Here is a 15779-nt window from a genome sequence, read left to right as displayed (position 1 = left end):
ATTCCCGAGACCTGACATGAACGACATCGCCACCACCCTTGCGGGTGAAAACGCACCCTTCGGCGCCATCGACAGCTTCCTGCGCCAGCGACTGCTCGACCGGCTGAACGGCCTGCGCCACGGCCGGCTGGTGCTCCAGGACGCCTGCGGCACGGTCGAGCTGGGCGACCCGGCCAGTGCGTATCCCGACCTGCAGATCCAGCTGCGGGTGCTGGACGCCGAGTTCTATCGCGCGGTGGCGCGCAACGGCAGCGTCGGCGCCGGCGAGTCGTACATGGACGGCCACTGGCGGTGCGACGATCTGGTGGGGCTGATCCAGCTGCTGCTGCACAACCGCGACCTGCTCGACGGGATGGAAAGCGGGCTGGCCCGCCTCGGCGGCATGGCGATGCGCGCCTGGCACGCGCTGCGCCGGAACACCCGCGACGGCAGCCGGCGCAACATCGCGGCGCACTACGACCTCGGCAACGACTTCTTCGGCCTGTTCCTGTCGCGCGACCTGATGTATTCGTCGGCGCTCTGGACCGACCCGACCGACACGCTGGAGACCGCTTCGGCGCGCAAGCTGGAGCGGATCTGCCGCAAGCTGGACCTGAAGCCGACCGACCGGGTGATCGAGATCGGCACCGGCTGGGGCGGCTTCGCGCTGTACGCGGCCACGCATTGCGGCTGCCATGTCACCACCACCACGATCTCGCGCGAGCAGCATGCGCTGGCCAGCGCGCGCATCGCGGCCGCGGGCCTGGGTGATCGCGTCACCCTGCTGCTCAAGGACTACCGCGACCTCGACGGCCAGTACGACAAGCTGGTCTCGATCGAGATGGTCGAGGCGATCGGCGCGGCCTACCTGGACGTCTATTTCGAAAAGCTGGGCAGCCTGCTGAAACCGGACGGCCTGGCCCTGCTGCAGGCGATCACCATCGAGGATCACCGCTACGCGCAGGCCTTGAAATCGGTCGACTTCATCAAGCGCCACGTGTTTCCCGGAAGCTTCATCCCCTCGATCAACGCGCTGCTGGCGGCGAAGACCCGCGCCAGCGACCTGGCGCTGACCCGACTGGAGGACTTCGGCAGCTCCTACGCGCTGACCCTGAAAGCCTGGCGCGAACGCTTCATGGCCACGCTGCCGCAGGTGCGCGCGCAAGGCTTCGACGAGCGCTTCATCCGGATGTGGGAGTTCTACCTGGCGTATTGCGAGGGCGGCTTCCGCGAGCGCTCGATCGGCGTGGCGCATTTGCTGATGGCCAAGCCCGGCCATCGCCGCGCCGCCGTGCTGCCCGGGCTGGCCGCCGACGTCGAGTTGCCGGCATGAGTTTCTGGCCCAGCCTGATCGGCTACCAGGCGGTGTGGTTTGCCGCGGTGATCGGTGCCGGCCACGGCACGGCCTGGCCCGGCGTGCTCGGCATGCTGGTCTACGCGTTGGCGCAGTTGGCCCTGGCGCGGAATATCCGCGTCGATCTCAGCCTGATGGCGGCCGCACTGGTGCTCGGTTTCCTGCTCGACGGCGGGATGATCCGCTATGGCCTGGCCAGCTATGCCAGCGGCTGGCTGAATCCGGGACTGGCGCCGGCGTGGATCCTGGCGCTGTGGATCACCTTCGCGCTGACCTTCAGCCAGTCGCTGCGCTATCTGCAGAAGCGGCTGGGGCTGGCGGCACTGCTGGGGCTGATCGGCGGGCCGCTGGCCTATCTGGGCGCCGCGCGCGGCTGGCAGGTGGTGAGCTTCGCCGGGCCGGCCTGGCGCGGCCTGCTGGTGCTTGCCGCCGGCTGGGCGCTGGCGACCCCCGCGCTGGGCTGGCTGGCGAGGCGCGTCTCGACGTCGTCGCGCACGGCACGAGGACATGCCGCATGAATGCCTGCTGGCAACTGCTGATCGTGTGGACACTCGCGGCGGCCATGATGAGCCTGGGCTGGCGCTGGCAGCGCACCCACGCCAATGCGGGCATCGTCGACGTGCTGTGGGCCGCCGGCGTGGGCGGCAGCGCCGTGCTGCTGGCCGTCCTCGGCAGCGGCGCACCGTGGACACGGCTGCTGCTGGCCGTGCTCGGCGGCCTGTGGGGCAGCCGTCTGGCCGTCCATTTGTGGCGGCGGGTTCGCGGTGAGCCGGAGGACGGACGCTACCGCAGCCTGCGCGCGCACTGGCACGGCAGCGAGTGGAAGTTCTTCGCCTTCTTCCAGTTCCAGGCCGTGCTGGTCGTGCTGTTCGCGCTGCCGTTCGTGGCGGTGTCGCGCAACCCGGCAGCTTCCGGCCCGTGGCTGCTCGTCGCCGCGGCGATCTGGCTGCTCGGCGTGGTCGGCGAGTCGATCGCCGACGCGCAACTGGCGCGTTTTCGCAGCGACCCGGCCAACCGGGGCCACACCTGCCGCCAGGGTTTCTGGCGTTACTCGCGCCATCCGAACTACTTCTTCGAGTGGCTGCACTGGTTCGCCCATGTCTGCCTCGCCATCGGTTCGCCGATCGCCTGGCTGGCCTGGTCCGGGCCGCTGCTGATGTACGTGTTCCTGCGCTGGATCAGCGGCGTGCCGTACACCGAGGCGCAGGCCTTGCTCAGTCGCGGCGAGGACTACCGCGAATACCAGCGCACCACCCCGATGCTCATTCCCTGGTTTCCCAGGAGGAACGACCGATGAATACCAGCGCCACCGCCATCACCGAACTGCCGGGCGAGCGTCCGGCGCCGGGCCTGCTGGGCATGGCCGAACGTGGCCACATCCCCGATGCCCTGCTGCGCCTGGGCATCCGCCGGCTGTGCGCGCAACGCCTGCGCGAAGAGCAGGCCGGCGGCCTCGACGCCCAGGCCGCACGCTACGCCGAGCGCATCGCAATGCTGCGGCACAGCCCGGTGGCGATCCATGCCGACAAGGCCAACGCGCAGCACTACGAACTGCCGCCGGCGTTCTTCGAGCTGTGCCTGGGCAAGCGGCTGAAATACTCCGGCTGCCACTACCCGCGCGGCGACGAGTCGCTGGACGAAGCCGAGGAGGCCATGCTGGCGCTGTACGGCGAACGCGCCGAACTGGCCGATGGGCAGACGATCCTGGAGCTGGGCTGCGGCTGGGGTTCGCTGACCCTGTGGATGGCCGAGCGCTATCCGAATGCGCGGATCAAGGCCGTCTCCAATTCCAGCCAGCAACGGGAATACATCGAGGCGCAGTGCCGCAGCCGCGGGTTGTTCAACGTGCGCGTGCTCACCTGCGACGTGAACCGGCTGGAGCTGGAAGCAGCCCGGTTCGATCGCTGCGTGTCGATCGAGATGTTCGAGCACATGCGCAACTACGAGACCCTGCTGCAGCGCATCGCCGGCTGGCTGCGGCCCGGCGGCAAGCTGTTCGTGCACCTCTTCGCGCACAAGACCGCGATGTATCCGTTCGAGACCGCGGGCGACGACAACTGGATGGGCCGGCATTTCTTCACCGGCGGGCTGATGCCGGCATCGGACACCTTGCTGTGGTTCCAGTCCGCGCTGCACCTCGAGCAGCGCTGGCACGTCGACGGCACGCACTACCGGCGCACCGCCAACCACTGGCTGGCCAACCAGGACGCCCACCGCGAGCGGGTGATGAACGTACTCGCCGAAGCCTACGGACGCCAGGCGGCGCCGCTGTGGTTCCAGCGCTGGCGCATGTTCTGGATGTCCTGCGCCGAACTGTTCGGCTACGCGGACGGCCAGGAATGGCTGGTGGCGCACTACCGCTTCGCGCGGCCGTGACTCCACGCCCCTCACCACCTTCGCCCGGAGTGACCATGAAACTTTCGAAGAGCCTGCTGATGGCCTGTGCCGTGCTGCTGAGCGCCGGCGCCTGCGCCAGCGAGCTGCCGCCGATCACCCCGGTGGCCCACGTCGACCTGCCCCGCTTCATGGGCAACTGGTACGTGATCGCCAGCATCCCCACCCGCTTCGAGAAAAACGCCTATGACGCGCTGGAGGTCTACACACTCAAGCCCAATGGCGACGTCGCCACTTCGTTCCATTTCCGCGAAGGCAGCTTCGACGGCGAGAAGAAGGACATCCACTCCACCGGCATCGTCAAGCCCGGCAGCGGCAATGCGGTATGGGGCGTGCAGGTGTTCTGGCCGCTGAAGGCGCAGTACATCGTGGCCTACCTCAAGGACGACTACAGCCAGGTCATCGTGGCCCGCGATGCGCGCGACTACACCTGGGTGATGGCGCGCACGCCCACCATTCCGCAGGCCGACTATGACGCGTTGCTGGCCCGGGTGCAGGCGCTGGGCTATCCGATGGACAAGGTGCGCAAGGTGCCCCAGCAAGCCCGGCAATGACCGAACAACCCGCCGCGCCCGCCAGGGACCCCCGCCGACGCAGGGCTTCTTGGTTCCGGCGAAGGTCCGATCTCGTGGGCGCGCCGCGCCCTACGATAAACTCCCACGCTCGCGGGCCTACAGCTCAATGGTTAAGGCCGCCATGCGGATAGTGGTCCGCGACGGGTTGCAACGGCACGCCTTGCATCCCTATTCGCAACGGAGTGACACGATATGAACGACGACCGTATCCAGGGCAACTGGAAACAGCTGACCGGCAAGATCAAGGCCAAGTGGGGCGACCTGACCGACGACGACCTGACCCGGGCCGAGGGCAATACCGAATACCTGGTCGGCAAGGTGCAGGAGCGTTACGGCATCGCGCGCGACGGGGCGCAGCGCCAGGTGATGGAGTTCGAACGCACGCTGTAAGTGCCGCGCCCGATCGCATAGGGCCGGCAGCCTCGTCTCGGCCCTGCCGCGTTCAGTCTTTTCGCGTCAGCAGCGGCACCCTGCGAGCCTTCTTAGCGTTCGCAGTCGCGGGACGGCGCGGGCGCCGCGGAGCCGGCGCGTGGCACTGTCAATTTGCTACTAATTCCGCTATTAATTAGTAGCAAATTGACAGGTGCCCCATGAAACTCCCCATGCCACCCCCGGCGCTCGGCGACCTGTTCGAGCGTTCCGACGTCCGCAAGATACTTCTCGGCAAGCTTGGCCCCGAGGTCAAGGGACGATACGAGCACTGGGATCAGCTACGCCATCTCACGCCACCCGAGAACCTGACGCCGGAAGAATGGTGGCTGGGAATCAAGATGGCGCGCCGCGGGCTGCGCCAGGAAATGCCGTTGAAGGACAAGGCAGGCAACCCGTTCACCGTCGTTCTGAGCGACAGCATCCAGCGAAACCTGTTCCTGATCGGCCGTGATGCCGCCGGCGCGCTTCGTGGCCAGGAGGCCTCCCAATCGGAAGTCACCCGCGAACACTACCTCGTTCGATCCCTGATGGAAGAAGCGATGACTTCGTCGCAGCTTGAAGGAGCTGCCACGACCACCCAAGTCGCAAAAGACATGCTTCGCAGCGGGCGAGAGCCGCGGGATTACGGCGAACGCATGATCTACAACAACTACCTGGCCATGCGCGAACTGAAAGCATGGAGGCAGCGGCCGCTGACTCCTGCGGCGGTGTTCGAGATCCACCGCAAGCTGACCGATGGAACGCTCGACGACGAGGGATGCGCGGGAAGGTTCCGGTTGCCCTCGGAAGACATCGTCATCGAGGACGAGACCGGTCGCGTTCTCCACGTGCCTCCACCGGCACGGGAACTCGAGCAGCGCCTGCAGTCCCTTTGCGACTTCGCCAACCAGTCGGACGACAGCGAGCACTTCGTGCATCCGGTGGTCAGGGCGATCCTGATCCACTTCCAGATCGGCTACGACCATCCGTTCGTCGACGGAAACGGCAGGACCGCCAGGACGTTGTTTTACTGGGCGCTGCTGAGATCGGGTTTCTGGATGGCCGAGTATCTATCGATATCGAGCATCCTGAAGCGAGCCCCCGCTCAATACATGCGGTCATACCTGTATACGGAGACTGACGAGGGGGACACCACCTATTTCGTGGCTCACCAGCTGACCGCCATTCTCGAAGCCATCGACGGCGTTCATCGCTACATCACGCGAAAACAGAATGAACAGGCAGCCGCCGCGGCGCTGCTCAAACCCGGCAGCCCGTGGGCTCACCAGATCAATCATAGGCAAAGAGCGCTCCTTCTGAACGCCCTCAAGAACCCGGGAAAGGTCTTCACCATCGAAATGCACCGCAGAAGCCACGGTACGTCATACCAGACCGCCAGGGCCGACCTGCTTGCCCTGGTGGCCGAAGGGTTCCTGCGCCAATCCCGCGAAGGGAAGGCCTTCGTGTTCGTTCCGGTGCCCGATCTCGAAAAACGATTGCATGCATGACCACGGCTTGGCCTCATCACACGCGGGATCGCGCGTGATGAGGCCAGGCGACAGGGTGTTCTAGCGGATACGGCAGGCGGTTCGCCGTGGCATCGGATCGCCGGGCCGGCCCGTTCGCCTCGGTCCGGCTCCGTAAGCGCTCTCGCCCAATCAGTCCCGCGACGTCAGCTGCGGCACCTCCTGCGAGCCTTCCTCGCGGTCGCGGTACAGCGCGGCGCGCACCAGCAGCATCAGGGTGATCGGCGTGGTCAGGGTGAGGAACACGCCGATCAGGATCTCGTAGACGATCGGCCGGCCGTGCAGCACCGAGAAGCAGGTGATCGAGCCGGCCAGCATGAAGAACGTGCCCAGCGTGGTGCCCAGGGTCGGCGCGTGCACGCGCTGGTAGAAGTTCTGCAGGCGCAGCAGGCCGAGCGAGCCGACGAAGGCGAACAGCGCCCCCAGCAGCACGAGGGCCGCCACCAGGATCGCCGCCCACGGCGGCAGGGCGTCGAGGTGGCTCATTCGATCACCTGTCCGCGCATCAGGAACTTCGACAGCGCCACCGTGCCGGCGAAGCCGAGCAGCGCGATGATCAGGCCGGCCTCGACGTAGAGCAGGCTGCCGCTGCGGATGCCGATGGTCAGCAGCAGGATCATCGCGTTGACGTACAGCGCGTCCAGCGCCAGCACGCGGTCCTGCGCGCGCGGCCCGCGCACCATGCGGATGACCGAGAAGCTCATCGCCAGCAGCAGCAGGATCTGCGCGACGAGGATGGCGGCGTGCAGCAGGCCGTGGCTCATTGGAAGATCTCCAGCAGGGGGCGCTCGTAGCGCCGCTTGATCGAGTCGATCCAGCCCGCCTCGTCGACCAGGTCCAGCACGTGGATCAGCAGGATGTTCGCATTGGAGTCGTAGCTGACCCAGATCGTGCCCGGTGTGGAGGTGATGATGCACGCCAGCACGGCGAGGCCGTAGCGGTCGGTGAGGGTCAGCGGGATCGCCACGAAGCCGGAGCGCGTGCGGCTGTCGCGGCGCAGGACCAGCCGGGCCACCGCGAGGTTCGAGCGGAAGATGTCCAGCACCACGCGCAGGAACAGCCGGCCGAGCAGCGGATAGTGGCGCAGCCGCGCCTTCGGCGGGCGCAGCAGGCCGAACACCTTCGCCAACGCGGCGCCCAGCAGCGCGCCGAGCAGGATCGTGCCCGGCGCCACGCTCTGCTGCAGCAGCAGCCAGACCGCCAGCAGCAGCGCGGACAGGATCGGGTACGGCAGCCAGCGCCGGATCATGGTGCGGCCTCCCCCGGTGGCAGCACCGCGTGGATGTAGCCGGCCGGCGCATGCAGCTGGCCGGCGGTGTCGCGCAGGTAGTGCAGCGGCCGCTCGACCAGCACGGTGAGCAGCAGGCACAGGCCGAGCAGGATCGCGATGGAGGCGCTCTCGACCAGGCGCACCTTCGGGAAGATCCGCTCCGGCTCGACCCAGAAGATCTGGATGCCGGCGCGGCACAACGCGATCACCGTGCAGAAACCGGCCACGATGACCAGCGCGAACAGCACGCCCGCACCGGACCGCGCGCCGCCGTCGAGCATCGGCGCCAGCAGCGCGAACTTGGCCAGGAAGCCGGACAGCGGCGGCAATCCCGCCAGCAGCAGTGCGCAGGCGCTGAAGCTCACGCCCAGCATCGCGATCGGCGCGGGGATCACCACCGGCCGCTCGTCCTCCTGCGCGTACAGGCTTTCGTTCGCTGCCGTTTCGCCCGGCTGTTCGTACGGCTCCAGGCTCAGGCTGTCGTCGGTATCGTCGTCGCCGTCGGAGGCGAGCAGGCCGGCGACCAGGAAGAACGCGGCGATGGCCAGCGTGGAGATCACCAGATAGGCCAGCGCGCCGGCAGTTACCGCCGGCAGTTGCAGGCCGATCGCGCCGAGCAGGGTGCCGGAGGAGATCAGCACGTTGTAGCCGGCCAGCCTGGCCAGGTCGCGCGCACCGAGCATGCCGACGGTGCCGGCGACCACCGTGGCCACCCCGCCCCACAACATCCAGCCGCTGCCGAAGTGGCTCGACGCCGGCCCGGCGCCGGCGCCGAACAGCAGCAGGCCGAGGCGCAGCAATACATAGATGCCGACCTTGGTCATCAGCGCGAACATCGCGGCCACCGCCGGCGATGCGGCCGCATAGGTGCGCGGCAGCCAGAAGCCCAGCGGCCACATCGCGGTCTTGATCAGGAACGCCACGCCGAGCAGCGCCGCGCCCGCATGCAGCAGCGCGCGGGTGCGCTCGGGCACGTGCGGAATCAGCTCGGCCAGCGCCGCCATGTTCAGCGTGCCGGTGACGCCGAAAATCAGGCTGACCCCGAGCAGGAACAGCATCGAGGCGGTCAGGTTGACCGCGATGTAGTGCAGCCCCGCGCTGACCCGGCGCGCGCCCGAGCCATGCAGGGCGAGTCCGTAGGATGCCGCCAGCAGCACCTCGAAGAACACGAACAGGTTGAACAGGTCGCCGGTGAGGAACGCGCCGTTCAGGCCCATCAGCAGGAACTGCAGCAGCGGCTGGAAGTGGCCGCCGCGATGCTGCCAGCGGCCCAGCGCGTACGGCAGCACGGCCAGCGCCAGCACGGTGGTCAGCAGCACCATCAGCGCGGAGAGCCGGTCGGCCACCAGCACGATGCCGAAGCGCGCCGGCCAGTCGCCGATGCGGTACACCGCCGCCAGCGCGCCGTCGGCGGACACCGTCCGCATCAGCGCGGCGGCCAGCAGCACCAGCGCCACGCACGCGCCGATGCTCAGCGCCAGCACCGTGCGCCGGTGCCTCTCGCCGACCAGCAGCTGCAGCGCGGCGACCAGCAGCGGCAGCACGATCGGCGCGATGATCAGCTGGCTGCTCACGGCGTGCCGTCCTCGCCGTCGACGTGGTCGTTGCCGGTCAAGCCACGCGAGGTCAGCAGCACCACCAGGAATAGCGCGGTGGTGGCAAAACCAATGACGATCGCGGTGAGCACCAGCGCCTGCGGCAGCGGGTCGGCGTACTGCGCGATGTCGCCGCCGTGCAGCACCGGGTCGGCGCCGGTGCGCAGGCCGCCGATCGAGAAGATGAAGAGATTCACCGCGTAGGAGATCAGGGTCAGTCCAATGATCACCTGGAAGGTGCGCGGGCGCAGCAGCAGCCACACGCCGGAGGCGGCGAGGATACCGATCGCGGCGGCCAGCACCAGTTCCATCAGCGCGGCCCTCCCGTCTCGGCCGCCGACAGCTGGCGCGGCCGGCGCAAGGACTGGTGCGCCAGCGCGATCAGCAGCAGCACGGTGGCGCCGACCACCACGGCGAACACGCCCAGGTCGAACAGCAGCGCCGTGGCCAGCGGCACGCGGCCCAGCCACGGCAGCTCCAGGTACTGGAAATGGCTGGTCATGAATGGACGGCCAAACGCCAGCGAGCCAAGCCCGGTGCCCACCGCTAGCAGCAGGCCCGCACCGATCCAGCGCAGCGGCAGCACGCGCAGCTGCGCCTCCACCCAGCGCGCGCCACGCGCCATGTACAACAGGATCAGCGCCACCGCCACGGTGATGCCGGCGACGAAACCGCCGCCCGGCAGGTCGTGCCCGCGCAGGAACAGGTGCAGCCCGAACAGCAGGATCACCGGGAACATCAGCTGGATGATCAGGCCCGGGATCATCAGGTAATCGGTCAGCGAATGGTCGACCGCCCGGCTGGGCTGATCCGCGTCGGGCGCAGCCTGCCGCTGCTGCTGCAGCGGTGCGCTGATGCTCTCGGCGGCCGGGCGGAAGCGGCGCAGCAGGGCGAACACGGTCAGCGCCACGATCGCCAGCACGCTGATCTCGCCCAGCGTGTCGAAGCCGCGGAAGTCGACCAGGATCACGTTGACCACGTTGCGGCCGCCGCCCTCGGTGTACGCGCGTTCGAGGAAGAAGTGCGAGATCGAGTCGGCCACCGGATGCATCATCGCCGCATAGGCGAGGCTGGCCACGCCGAGGCCGACCACGACCGCGATGAACACGTCGCGCCGGCGCCGGAAGCGGTGTGCGCGGCTCTCCGCCGCCAGCCCCTCGATGCGCTTGGGCAGCCAGCGTAGGCCGAGCAGGATCAGGATGGTGGTGACCACCTCGACCAGCAGCTGGGTCGCCGCCAGATCCGGCGCCGACAGCCACACGAAGCTCACGCACGACACCAGCCCGGCGCCGCCGGTGAGCACCAGCGCGGCGAGGCGATGGAACTTGGCCTGGCTCGCCGCGCCGATCGCGCAGGCCGCGCCGAGCAGCCACAACAGCGCGAACGCCGGGTCGACGCTGGACCAGCGCGGCCGGAAGCCGAACGGCACGCTGGTCGCGGCCAGCGTGCCGGCGACCAGCGCCAGCAGCACGATCCACAGCAACTGCGACTGCAGCCGACGGCTCGGGTAGCGGCGCTCGATCCGCTGCGGGATGTCCGCGGCGAACACCGCCAGCGCGCGCTCGAAGAGGCGCTTGCCACTGACGCGGCTGGTCAGCGGCGCCGCCTCGATGGCATCGAAACGGCGACGCAGGCTGACGAACAGCAGGCAGCCGGCCACGAACGCAAACACGCTCATCAGCAGCGGCGCGGTCAGCCCGTGCCACACCGCCAGGCTGTAATCCGGCACGTGGGCGGCGCCCAGCACCGCGCTCGCGGCCGCGCGCAACGACGGCCCGATCACCCGCCTCGGCAGCATGCCCACCAGCAGGCAGGCCAGCGCCAGCAAGCCGATCGGGAAGCGCATCCACAGCGGCGGCTCGTGCGGCTGGCGCGGCAGGTCGGCGGGCACGCGGCCGAAGAACACGCCGCGCACGAAGCGGATCGAATAGGTCACGCCGAACGCACTGGCGGCCACCGCGATCACCACCGACACCAGGTCGAGCAACGGGCCCTGGCGGGTGGCCAGCGTCTCGGCGAAGAACATCTCCTTCGACAGGAAACCGTTCAGCAGCGGCACGCCGGCCATCGCCGCGCCGGCGATCAGCGCCAGCGTCGCGGTGACCGGCATGAAGCGGCGCAGCCCGCCAAGCTTGCGCAGGTCGCGCGTGCCGGCCTCATGGTCGACCGCGCCGGCGGCCATGAACAGCGAGGCCTTGAAGGTGGCGTGGTTGACGATGTGGAAGATCGCCGCGACCACGCCGAGCGCGCTGCCCAGGCCGACCAGCATGGTGATCAGGCCCAGGTGGCTGATCGTCGAATAGGCCAGCACGCCTTTCAGGTCCTGCTCGAACATCGCCGAGTACGCGCCCAGGATCAGCGTCACCAGGCCCACCCCGCCGACGACCCAGAACCATTGGTCGGTGCCGCCCAGCACCGGCCAGAAACGCACCAGCAGGAATACGCCGGCCTTCACCATCGTCGCCGAATGCAGATACGCCGACACCGGCGTCGGCGCCGACATCGCCTGCGGCAGCCAGAAATGGAACGGGAACTGCGCGCTCTTGGTGAATGCGCCAAGCAGGATCAGCAGCAGCGTCGGCGTGTACAGCGCATGCGCGCGCACCGCGTTGCCCGCGGCGAGGATCGCGTCGAGGTCGTAGCTGCCCACCACGTGCCCCAGCAGCAGCACGCCGGCGAACAGGCACAGGCCGCCGCCGGAGGTGACGATCAACGCCATCCGCGCGCCGTCGCGCGCCGACGCGCCGTGGTGCCAGTAGCCGATCAGCAGGAACGAGAACAGGCTGGTCAGCTCCCAGAAGAACACCAGCTGGATCACGTTGCCGGACATCACGATGCCCAGCATCGAACCCATGAACGCCAGCAGCAGCGCGAAGAAGCGCGCCAGCGGATCGTCCGGCGACATGTAGTAGCGGGCGTACAGGCCCACCAGCGTGCCGATGCCGCAGATCAGCAGCATGAACAGCCAGCTGAAGCCGTCCACCCGGAACACCAGGTCCAGCCCCAGCCCCGGCACCTACGGGATCACCTGGCGCAGCACGTGGCCGGCGGCAATCGTCGGGTACAGCCACAGGGAAAGCAGCAGACCGAGCAGCGCCGTGGCGGTCATCAGCCACGCCGCCAGGTTGTGGCCGCGACCGCGGCCGCGCAGCAGGAACACCACGACGCTGGCCGCGAACGGAAGGCAGATGATGGCGCTTGGCAGGGCGTGGTCGGGCATCGGTTGCAGCGCTCGCAAGGCAGGGTTGTCGGTGTCTCCGGCAACCGGGGCGGACACCCCGGCACTTCATGAGCGTTCGCACGCCTCGGCCGATGCAACGCCTGTGCGTATCGTGGCGCGGGCAATCATTGCGATCGCCCGAATGACCTCACACCGCTTCGTTCGATTCTATAGGCCGGCCCGACCGGTCGGCAAACGCACGGCGCAAGGGCGGCCAGCGGGTTTAAGCACTTCGTAAGCGGATGCACGGATAATCTCCCCACGAGTCGCGCCGCCCCGCGGTTCCCGCGATCGAAGGAGCCTGTCCGTGCACATCATCCTGGTCGAGGACGATCCCCAGCTCGGCGCGGCGATCCAGCGCGCACTGGAGCGCCTCGCCTATACCGTCAGCTGGCTGCGCGACGGCCGCGAGGCGCTGCTCGCGCTGCGCGACCAGACCGCCGACCTGATCCTGCTCGACCTCGGCCTGCCCGGCAAGGACGGGCTCGACGTGCTGGTCGAGGCCCGCCGCCTGCACGTCAGGACCCCGGTGCTGGTGATGACCGCGCGCGATACGCTGGACGACCGCGTGCGCGGCCTCGACGCCGGTGCCGACGATTACCTGGTCAAACCCTTCCACCTGGAGGAACTGGCTGCACGCATCCGCTCGCTGACCCGGCGCGCGCAGGGCCTGGCCGCCAACCGCATCGATGCGGGTGCGTTGAGCCTCGACCTGGGCACCTCCGAGGTGAGCTTCCGCGGCGAGCGGGTCGAGCTGACCAAGCGCGAGTTCGCCCTGCTGCAGATCCTGATGGAACGCGCCGGCCGGCTGGTGCGCCGCGAGAACCTGGAGAACTCGCTGTACGGCCTCGACAACATGGTCGGCTCCAGCGCGCTGGAGGTGCTGGTGCACACGCTGCGCCGCAAGCTGAGCTTCGACACCATCCAGACCGTGCGCGGCTTCGGCTACATGATCCCGCGGGAGCCGAAATGAGGTTGGCGCGCCTGCTGAAGCCGGCCAGCCTGCATGGCCGGTTGCGCCTGCTGATCATCCTGGTGCTGCTGGCGGTGCTGCTGCCGCTGGGCGTGCTCAGCTTCCATCGCACCATCACCGAGGTGGACGAGCTGTCCGACGGGCGGCTGGCGCAGTCGGCGCGGACGCTGCAGGTGCTGATCGAGCATGCCGACATGCAGGCACTGCAGGGACGCGACGACGTGGACACGCTGGTGCCGATCGAAGCCGGCCGCAGCCACCCGCCGGAGCGGCACCGGAACACCTACGAGTCCGAGGTCGGCTTCCAGGTATTCGACGGTGCCGGGCGCACGCTGCTGGCCACCGCGAACCTCGCCGCCATGCCGCCGCCGACGGCCGGCGACGCGGACTTCCAGGACCTGCAGCAGGGCGGCTACCGCTGGCGCGTGTTCACCCTGCGCGACATCGCCGACGGCATGGTGATCCGCACCGGCGAACGTTACGACAGTCGCCACGACATCATGCACGCGGTGTGGCTGGAGCACAGCCTGCCGCTGCTGATCGGCCTGCCCCTGCTGGCCCTGCTGGTGGGCTGGGCGGTACGGCGCGGATTGCGTCCGCTCGAAGTGCTGACCCGCGCCCTCTCGGCCCGCGAGCCGGGCAGCCATGAGCCGGTGCAGCTGCCCGCTGCGCCGCTGGAATTGCAGCCGGTACTGGCCGCGTTGAACGGCCAGCTGGCGCGACTGGAGGATGCGCTGGAACGCGAACGCCGCTTCAGCGCGGACGTGGCGCACGAACTGCGCACGCCGCTGGCCAGCGCCATGATCAATCTCGAAAGCGCGATGGCCACCACCGATCCGGCCGAGCTGAAGACCGGCCTGGGCAGCGCGCAGCACGGCATCGCCGGGCTGGCGCGCCGGATCGAACAGTTGCTGGCGCTGGCCCGGCTGGAAGCGGGCGCGGCGTCGAGCCAGCGCAGCCGCGTCGACCTGGTCGCCGTAGCGATGGGCGTGATCGAGGAACTGTCGCCACTGATCGCCGACAGCGGCGTGGAGCTGAGCTTTGCGCGGCTGACGCCGCAAGTGTCCGTGCAGGGTTACGAAGCCGCCCTCGCGGCCCTGCTGCGCAACCTGCTCGAGAACGCGCTGCGTCACGCCTCGGCCGGCGGCCAGGTGCAACTGTCGATCGAACAGGGCGAACACGCCGCGCTGATCGACGTGATCGACGACGGCCCGGGCATCCCGGCCGAACGCCGCGCCAGCGTGTTCGCCCGCTTCCATCGCGAAGCCGTCAGCCACGGCGACGGCTACGGCCTGGGCCTGTCGATCGTGCAGCGCGCGGCGCAGCTGCACGACGCCACCATCGAACTGCTCGACTCGCCTTACGGTAGCGGCCTGCGCGTACGCGTGGCGATTCCGTTGCGGTCCTGAGACCGGCTCAAGGCCGCCCGACGATGAGGATGCCGAAGCTGTCCGGCTCGATCGTGCGGCGGCCGTTGGCCTGCCGGGTGGCGCCCAGCCGCGCTGCGGAGAGGTACAGCCGGTGCAGCTTCGGATCGAGCGCGAGCGTGCGCGCGCTGGCCTGGGTGGGAACGGTCGCGGTCACGCGGTAGTGGTCCGGATCGTCCTCGTGCACCGCGGTGAGCGTGCCGCTCCCGCCATTGGCGCTGTAGATCATCGCCTCGGCCGGATCGAACACCACGCCATCCGGACCATCGCCGATCGGCACCTCGGCCACGCGGTGGCCGTCGAGCGTATCGAGCACGGCCATCGTGCGGTTGTCGCACACCGCGAACAGCCGATGGTGCGGGTTGTCGAGCGCCAGCCCGCTCGGCGATGCGCACGGCGCCAGCGGCCACACCTGCAGCACCTTGTCGCGGAGCGAATCGAGCTGGACCAGCTCGGACTGGTCCTCGATGTTCACGTAGACATGGCCGGCGCCATCGGCCACCGCGAACTCCGGCTTGCCGGGCAGCGCGATGCTGCCGATCACCGCGTTCTTCGCCGGGTCGATCACGCTGGCGCTGGCGCTCCCGCCGTTGAAGGTCAGCACGTGGTGCGAGGCGCCGTCGTACAGGATCGCGTCGGGATTCTGGCCGGTGCCGGCGATCGTCGCCACCGTCTTCAGCGAAGCCAGATCGAACACGGTCACCGAGGCGATCTTGCCGTCGCTGACGAAACCGCGCTGCAGGTCATCGGCCAGCGCGATGCCGTGCACGCCCGCGGTGCCGGCGATCGTGCCGACCTGCTTGCCGGCATCGACGTCGATCACCAGCACGCGGTCGCCGCGGCTGACGAACAGGTGGCGGCTGGGCGCATCGAACGCCAGATAGTCCCAACCGCCCGGGCCACCCAGCGCCAGTCGCGAAAGCAGGCGTGGGGCCGGCGCCGGCGTGGCGGCCGGCGCCGCTTGCGGGAGCATCACCAGCGCCAACAGCGCAGCGGGCAACAGCTTGCGGATCGGTCGTGGCATGGTCGGCACCTTGGATGAAGAGGGACGGCGG

Annotated in this window: 15 protein-coding genes and 1 pseudogene; 9 read left to right on the top strand and 7 right to left on the bottom strand. The window is 68.8% G+C overall.

Features of this window, described 5'->3' with window-relative positions:
- Positions 1–16: 16 nt before the first annotated feature.
- The 7 genes from R2APBS1_RS00950 to R2APBS1_RS00920 all read left to right on the top strand — a co-directional run bounded on the left by R2APBS1_RS00950 (position 17) and on the right by R2APBS1_RS00920 (position 6221).
- Positions 17–1312: an SAM-dependent methyltransferase gene (locus R2APBS1_RS00950; RefSeq protein ID WP_015446499.1), complete on the top strand. Its 1296-nt coding sequence runs from the start codon at positions 17–19 to the stop codon at positions 1310–1312.
- A complete protein-coding gene (locus R2APBS1_RS00945) occupies positions 1309–1851 on the top strand; it encodes a DUF2878 domain-containing protein (protein ID WP_015446498.1) in 543 nt (180 codons plus the stop codon). The genes R2APBS1_RS00950 and R2APBS1_RS00945 overlap by 4 nt, the downstream gene beginning before the upstream one ends.
- Positions 1848–2630 (top strand): DUF1295 domain-containing protein, encoded by a 783-nt coding sequence (locus tag R2APBS1_RS00940; RefSeq protein WP_015446497.1) that lies wholly within the window; start codon positions 1848–1850, stop codon positions 2628–2630. The genes R2APBS1_RS00945 and R2APBS1_RS00940 overlap by 4 nt, the downstream gene beginning before the upstream one ends.
- Positions 2627–3709 carry an SAM-dependent methyltransferase gene (locus R2APBS1_RS00935; protein ID WP_015446496.1) on the top strand — a complete coding sequence of 361 codons (1083 nt, stop codon included), beginning with the start codon at positions 2627–2629 and terminating at the stop codon, positions 3707–3709. The genes R2APBS1_RS00940 and R2APBS1_RS00935 overlap by 4 nt, the downstream gene beginning before the upstream one ends.
- A 35-nt stretch (positions 3710–3744) precedes the next feature.
- Positions 3745–4281, top strand: coding sequence for a lipocalin family protein (locus R2APBS1_RS00930; protein WP_015446495.1), 537 nt, complete (start codon positions 3745–3747; stop codon positions 4279–4281).
- 213 nt (positions 4282–4494) lie between these two features.
- Complete coding sequence (locus R2APBS1_RS00925; RefSeq protein WP_015446494.1) at positions 4495–4692, top strand: CsbD family protein; 198 nt, start codon at positions 4495–4497, stop codon at positions 4690–4692.
- Between the two features lie 200 nt (positions 4693–4892).
- Complete coding sequence (locus R2APBS1_RS00920; protein ID WP_015446493.1) at positions 4893–6221, top strand: Fic family protein; 1329 nt, start codon at positions 4893–4895, stop codon at positions 6219–6221.
- Between the two features lie 150 nt (positions 6222–6371).
- On the opposite strand, the gene mnhG is transcribed toward R2APBS1_RS00920, so the two are convergent.
- From mnhG to R2APBS1_RS00890, 6 genes and pseudogenes are all read right to left on the bottom strand, one after another.
- The gene (gene mnhG, locus R2APBS1_RS00915) at positions 6372–6725 is read right to left on the bottom strand and encodes a monovalent cation/H(+) antiporter subunit G (protein WP_015446492.1); all 354 of its coding nucleotides are present in this window, start codon (positions 6723–6725) and stop codon (positions 6372–6374) included.
- Positions 6722–7003 (bottom strand): K+/H+ antiporter subunit F, encoded by a 282-nt coding sequence (locus R2APBS1_RS00910; RefSeq protein ID WP_015446491.1) that lies wholly within the window; start codon positions 7001–7003, stop codon positions 6722–6724. The genes mnhG and R2APBS1_RS00910 overlap by 4 nt, the downstream gene beginning before the upstream one ends.
- Positions 7000–7488: a Na+/H+ antiporter subunit E gene (locus R2APBS1_RS00905; RefSeq protein ID WP_015446490.1), complete on the bottom strand. Its 489-nt coding sequence runs from the start codon at positions 7486–7488 to the stop codon at positions 7000–7002. Before R2APBS1_RS00905 ends, R2APBS1_RS00910 begins: the two co-directional genes overlap by 4 nt.
- Positions 7485–9083 (bottom strand): monovalent cation/H+ antiporter subunit D, encoded by a 1599-nt coding sequence (locus R2APBS1_RS00900; protein WP_015446489.1) that lies wholly within the window; start codon positions 9081–9083, stop codon positions 7485–7487. Before R2APBS1_RS00900 ends, R2APBS1_RS00905 begins: the two co-directional genes overlap by 4 nt.
- On the bottom strand, positions 9080–9415 hold the full coding sequence (locus tag R2APBS1_RS00895; protein ID WP_015446488.1) for a Na+/H+ antiporter subunit C: 336 nt from the start codon (positions 9413–9415) through the stop codon (positions 9080–9082). Before R2APBS1_RS00895 ends, R2APBS1_RS00900 begins: the two co-directional genes overlap by 4 nt.
- Positions 9415–12324, bottom strand: a pseudogene (locus R2APBS1_RS00890) (monovalent cation/H+ antiporter subunit A). Before R2APBS1_RS00890 ends, R2APBS1_RS00895 begins: the two are co-directional and overlap by 1 nt.
- Positions 12325–12631: 307 nt before the next feature.
- On the opposite strand from R2APBS1_RS00890, the gene R2APBS1_RS00885 reads away from it, so the two are divergent.
- Both R2APBS1_RS00885 and R2APBS1_RS00880 read left to right on the top strand, forming a co-directional pair.
- Positions 12632–13297 carry a response regulator gene (locus R2APBS1_RS00885; RefSeq protein WP_007508797.1) on the top strand — a complete coding sequence of 222 codons (666 nt, stop codon included), beginning with the start codon at positions 12632–12634 and terminating at the stop codon, positions 13295–13297.
- Positions 13294–14706 carry a sensor histidine kinase gene (locus tag R2APBS1_RS00880; RefSeq protein WP_015446487.1) on the top strand — a complete coding sequence of 471 codons (1413 nt, stop codon included), beginning with the start codon at positions 13294–13296 and terminating at the stop codon, positions 14704–14706. Before R2APBS1_RS00885 ends, R2APBS1_RS00880 begins: the two co-directional genes overlap by 4 nt.
- 7 nt (positions 14707–14713) lie before the next feature.
- Here the strand turns inward: R2APBS1_RS00880 and R2APBS1_RS00875 are convergent, their stop codons facing one another.
- Positions 14714–15748: a YncE family protein gene (locus tag R2APBS1_RS00875; RefSeq protein WP_015446486.1), complete on the bottom strand. Its 1035-nt coding sequence runs from the start codon at positions 15746–15748 to the stop codon at positions 14714–14716.
- Between the last annotated feature and the right edge of the window lie 31 nt (positions 15749–15779).

The organism is Rhodanobacter denitrificans, from assembly GCF_000230695.2.
GTDB lineage: Bacteria > Pseudomonadota > Gammaproteobacteria > Xanthomonadales > Rhodanobacteraceae > Rhodanobacter > Rhodanobacter denitrificans.
The sequence above is the reverse complement of the archived record's forward strand: the minus strand, read 5'-3'. Positions and strand labels throughout refer to the sequence as shown.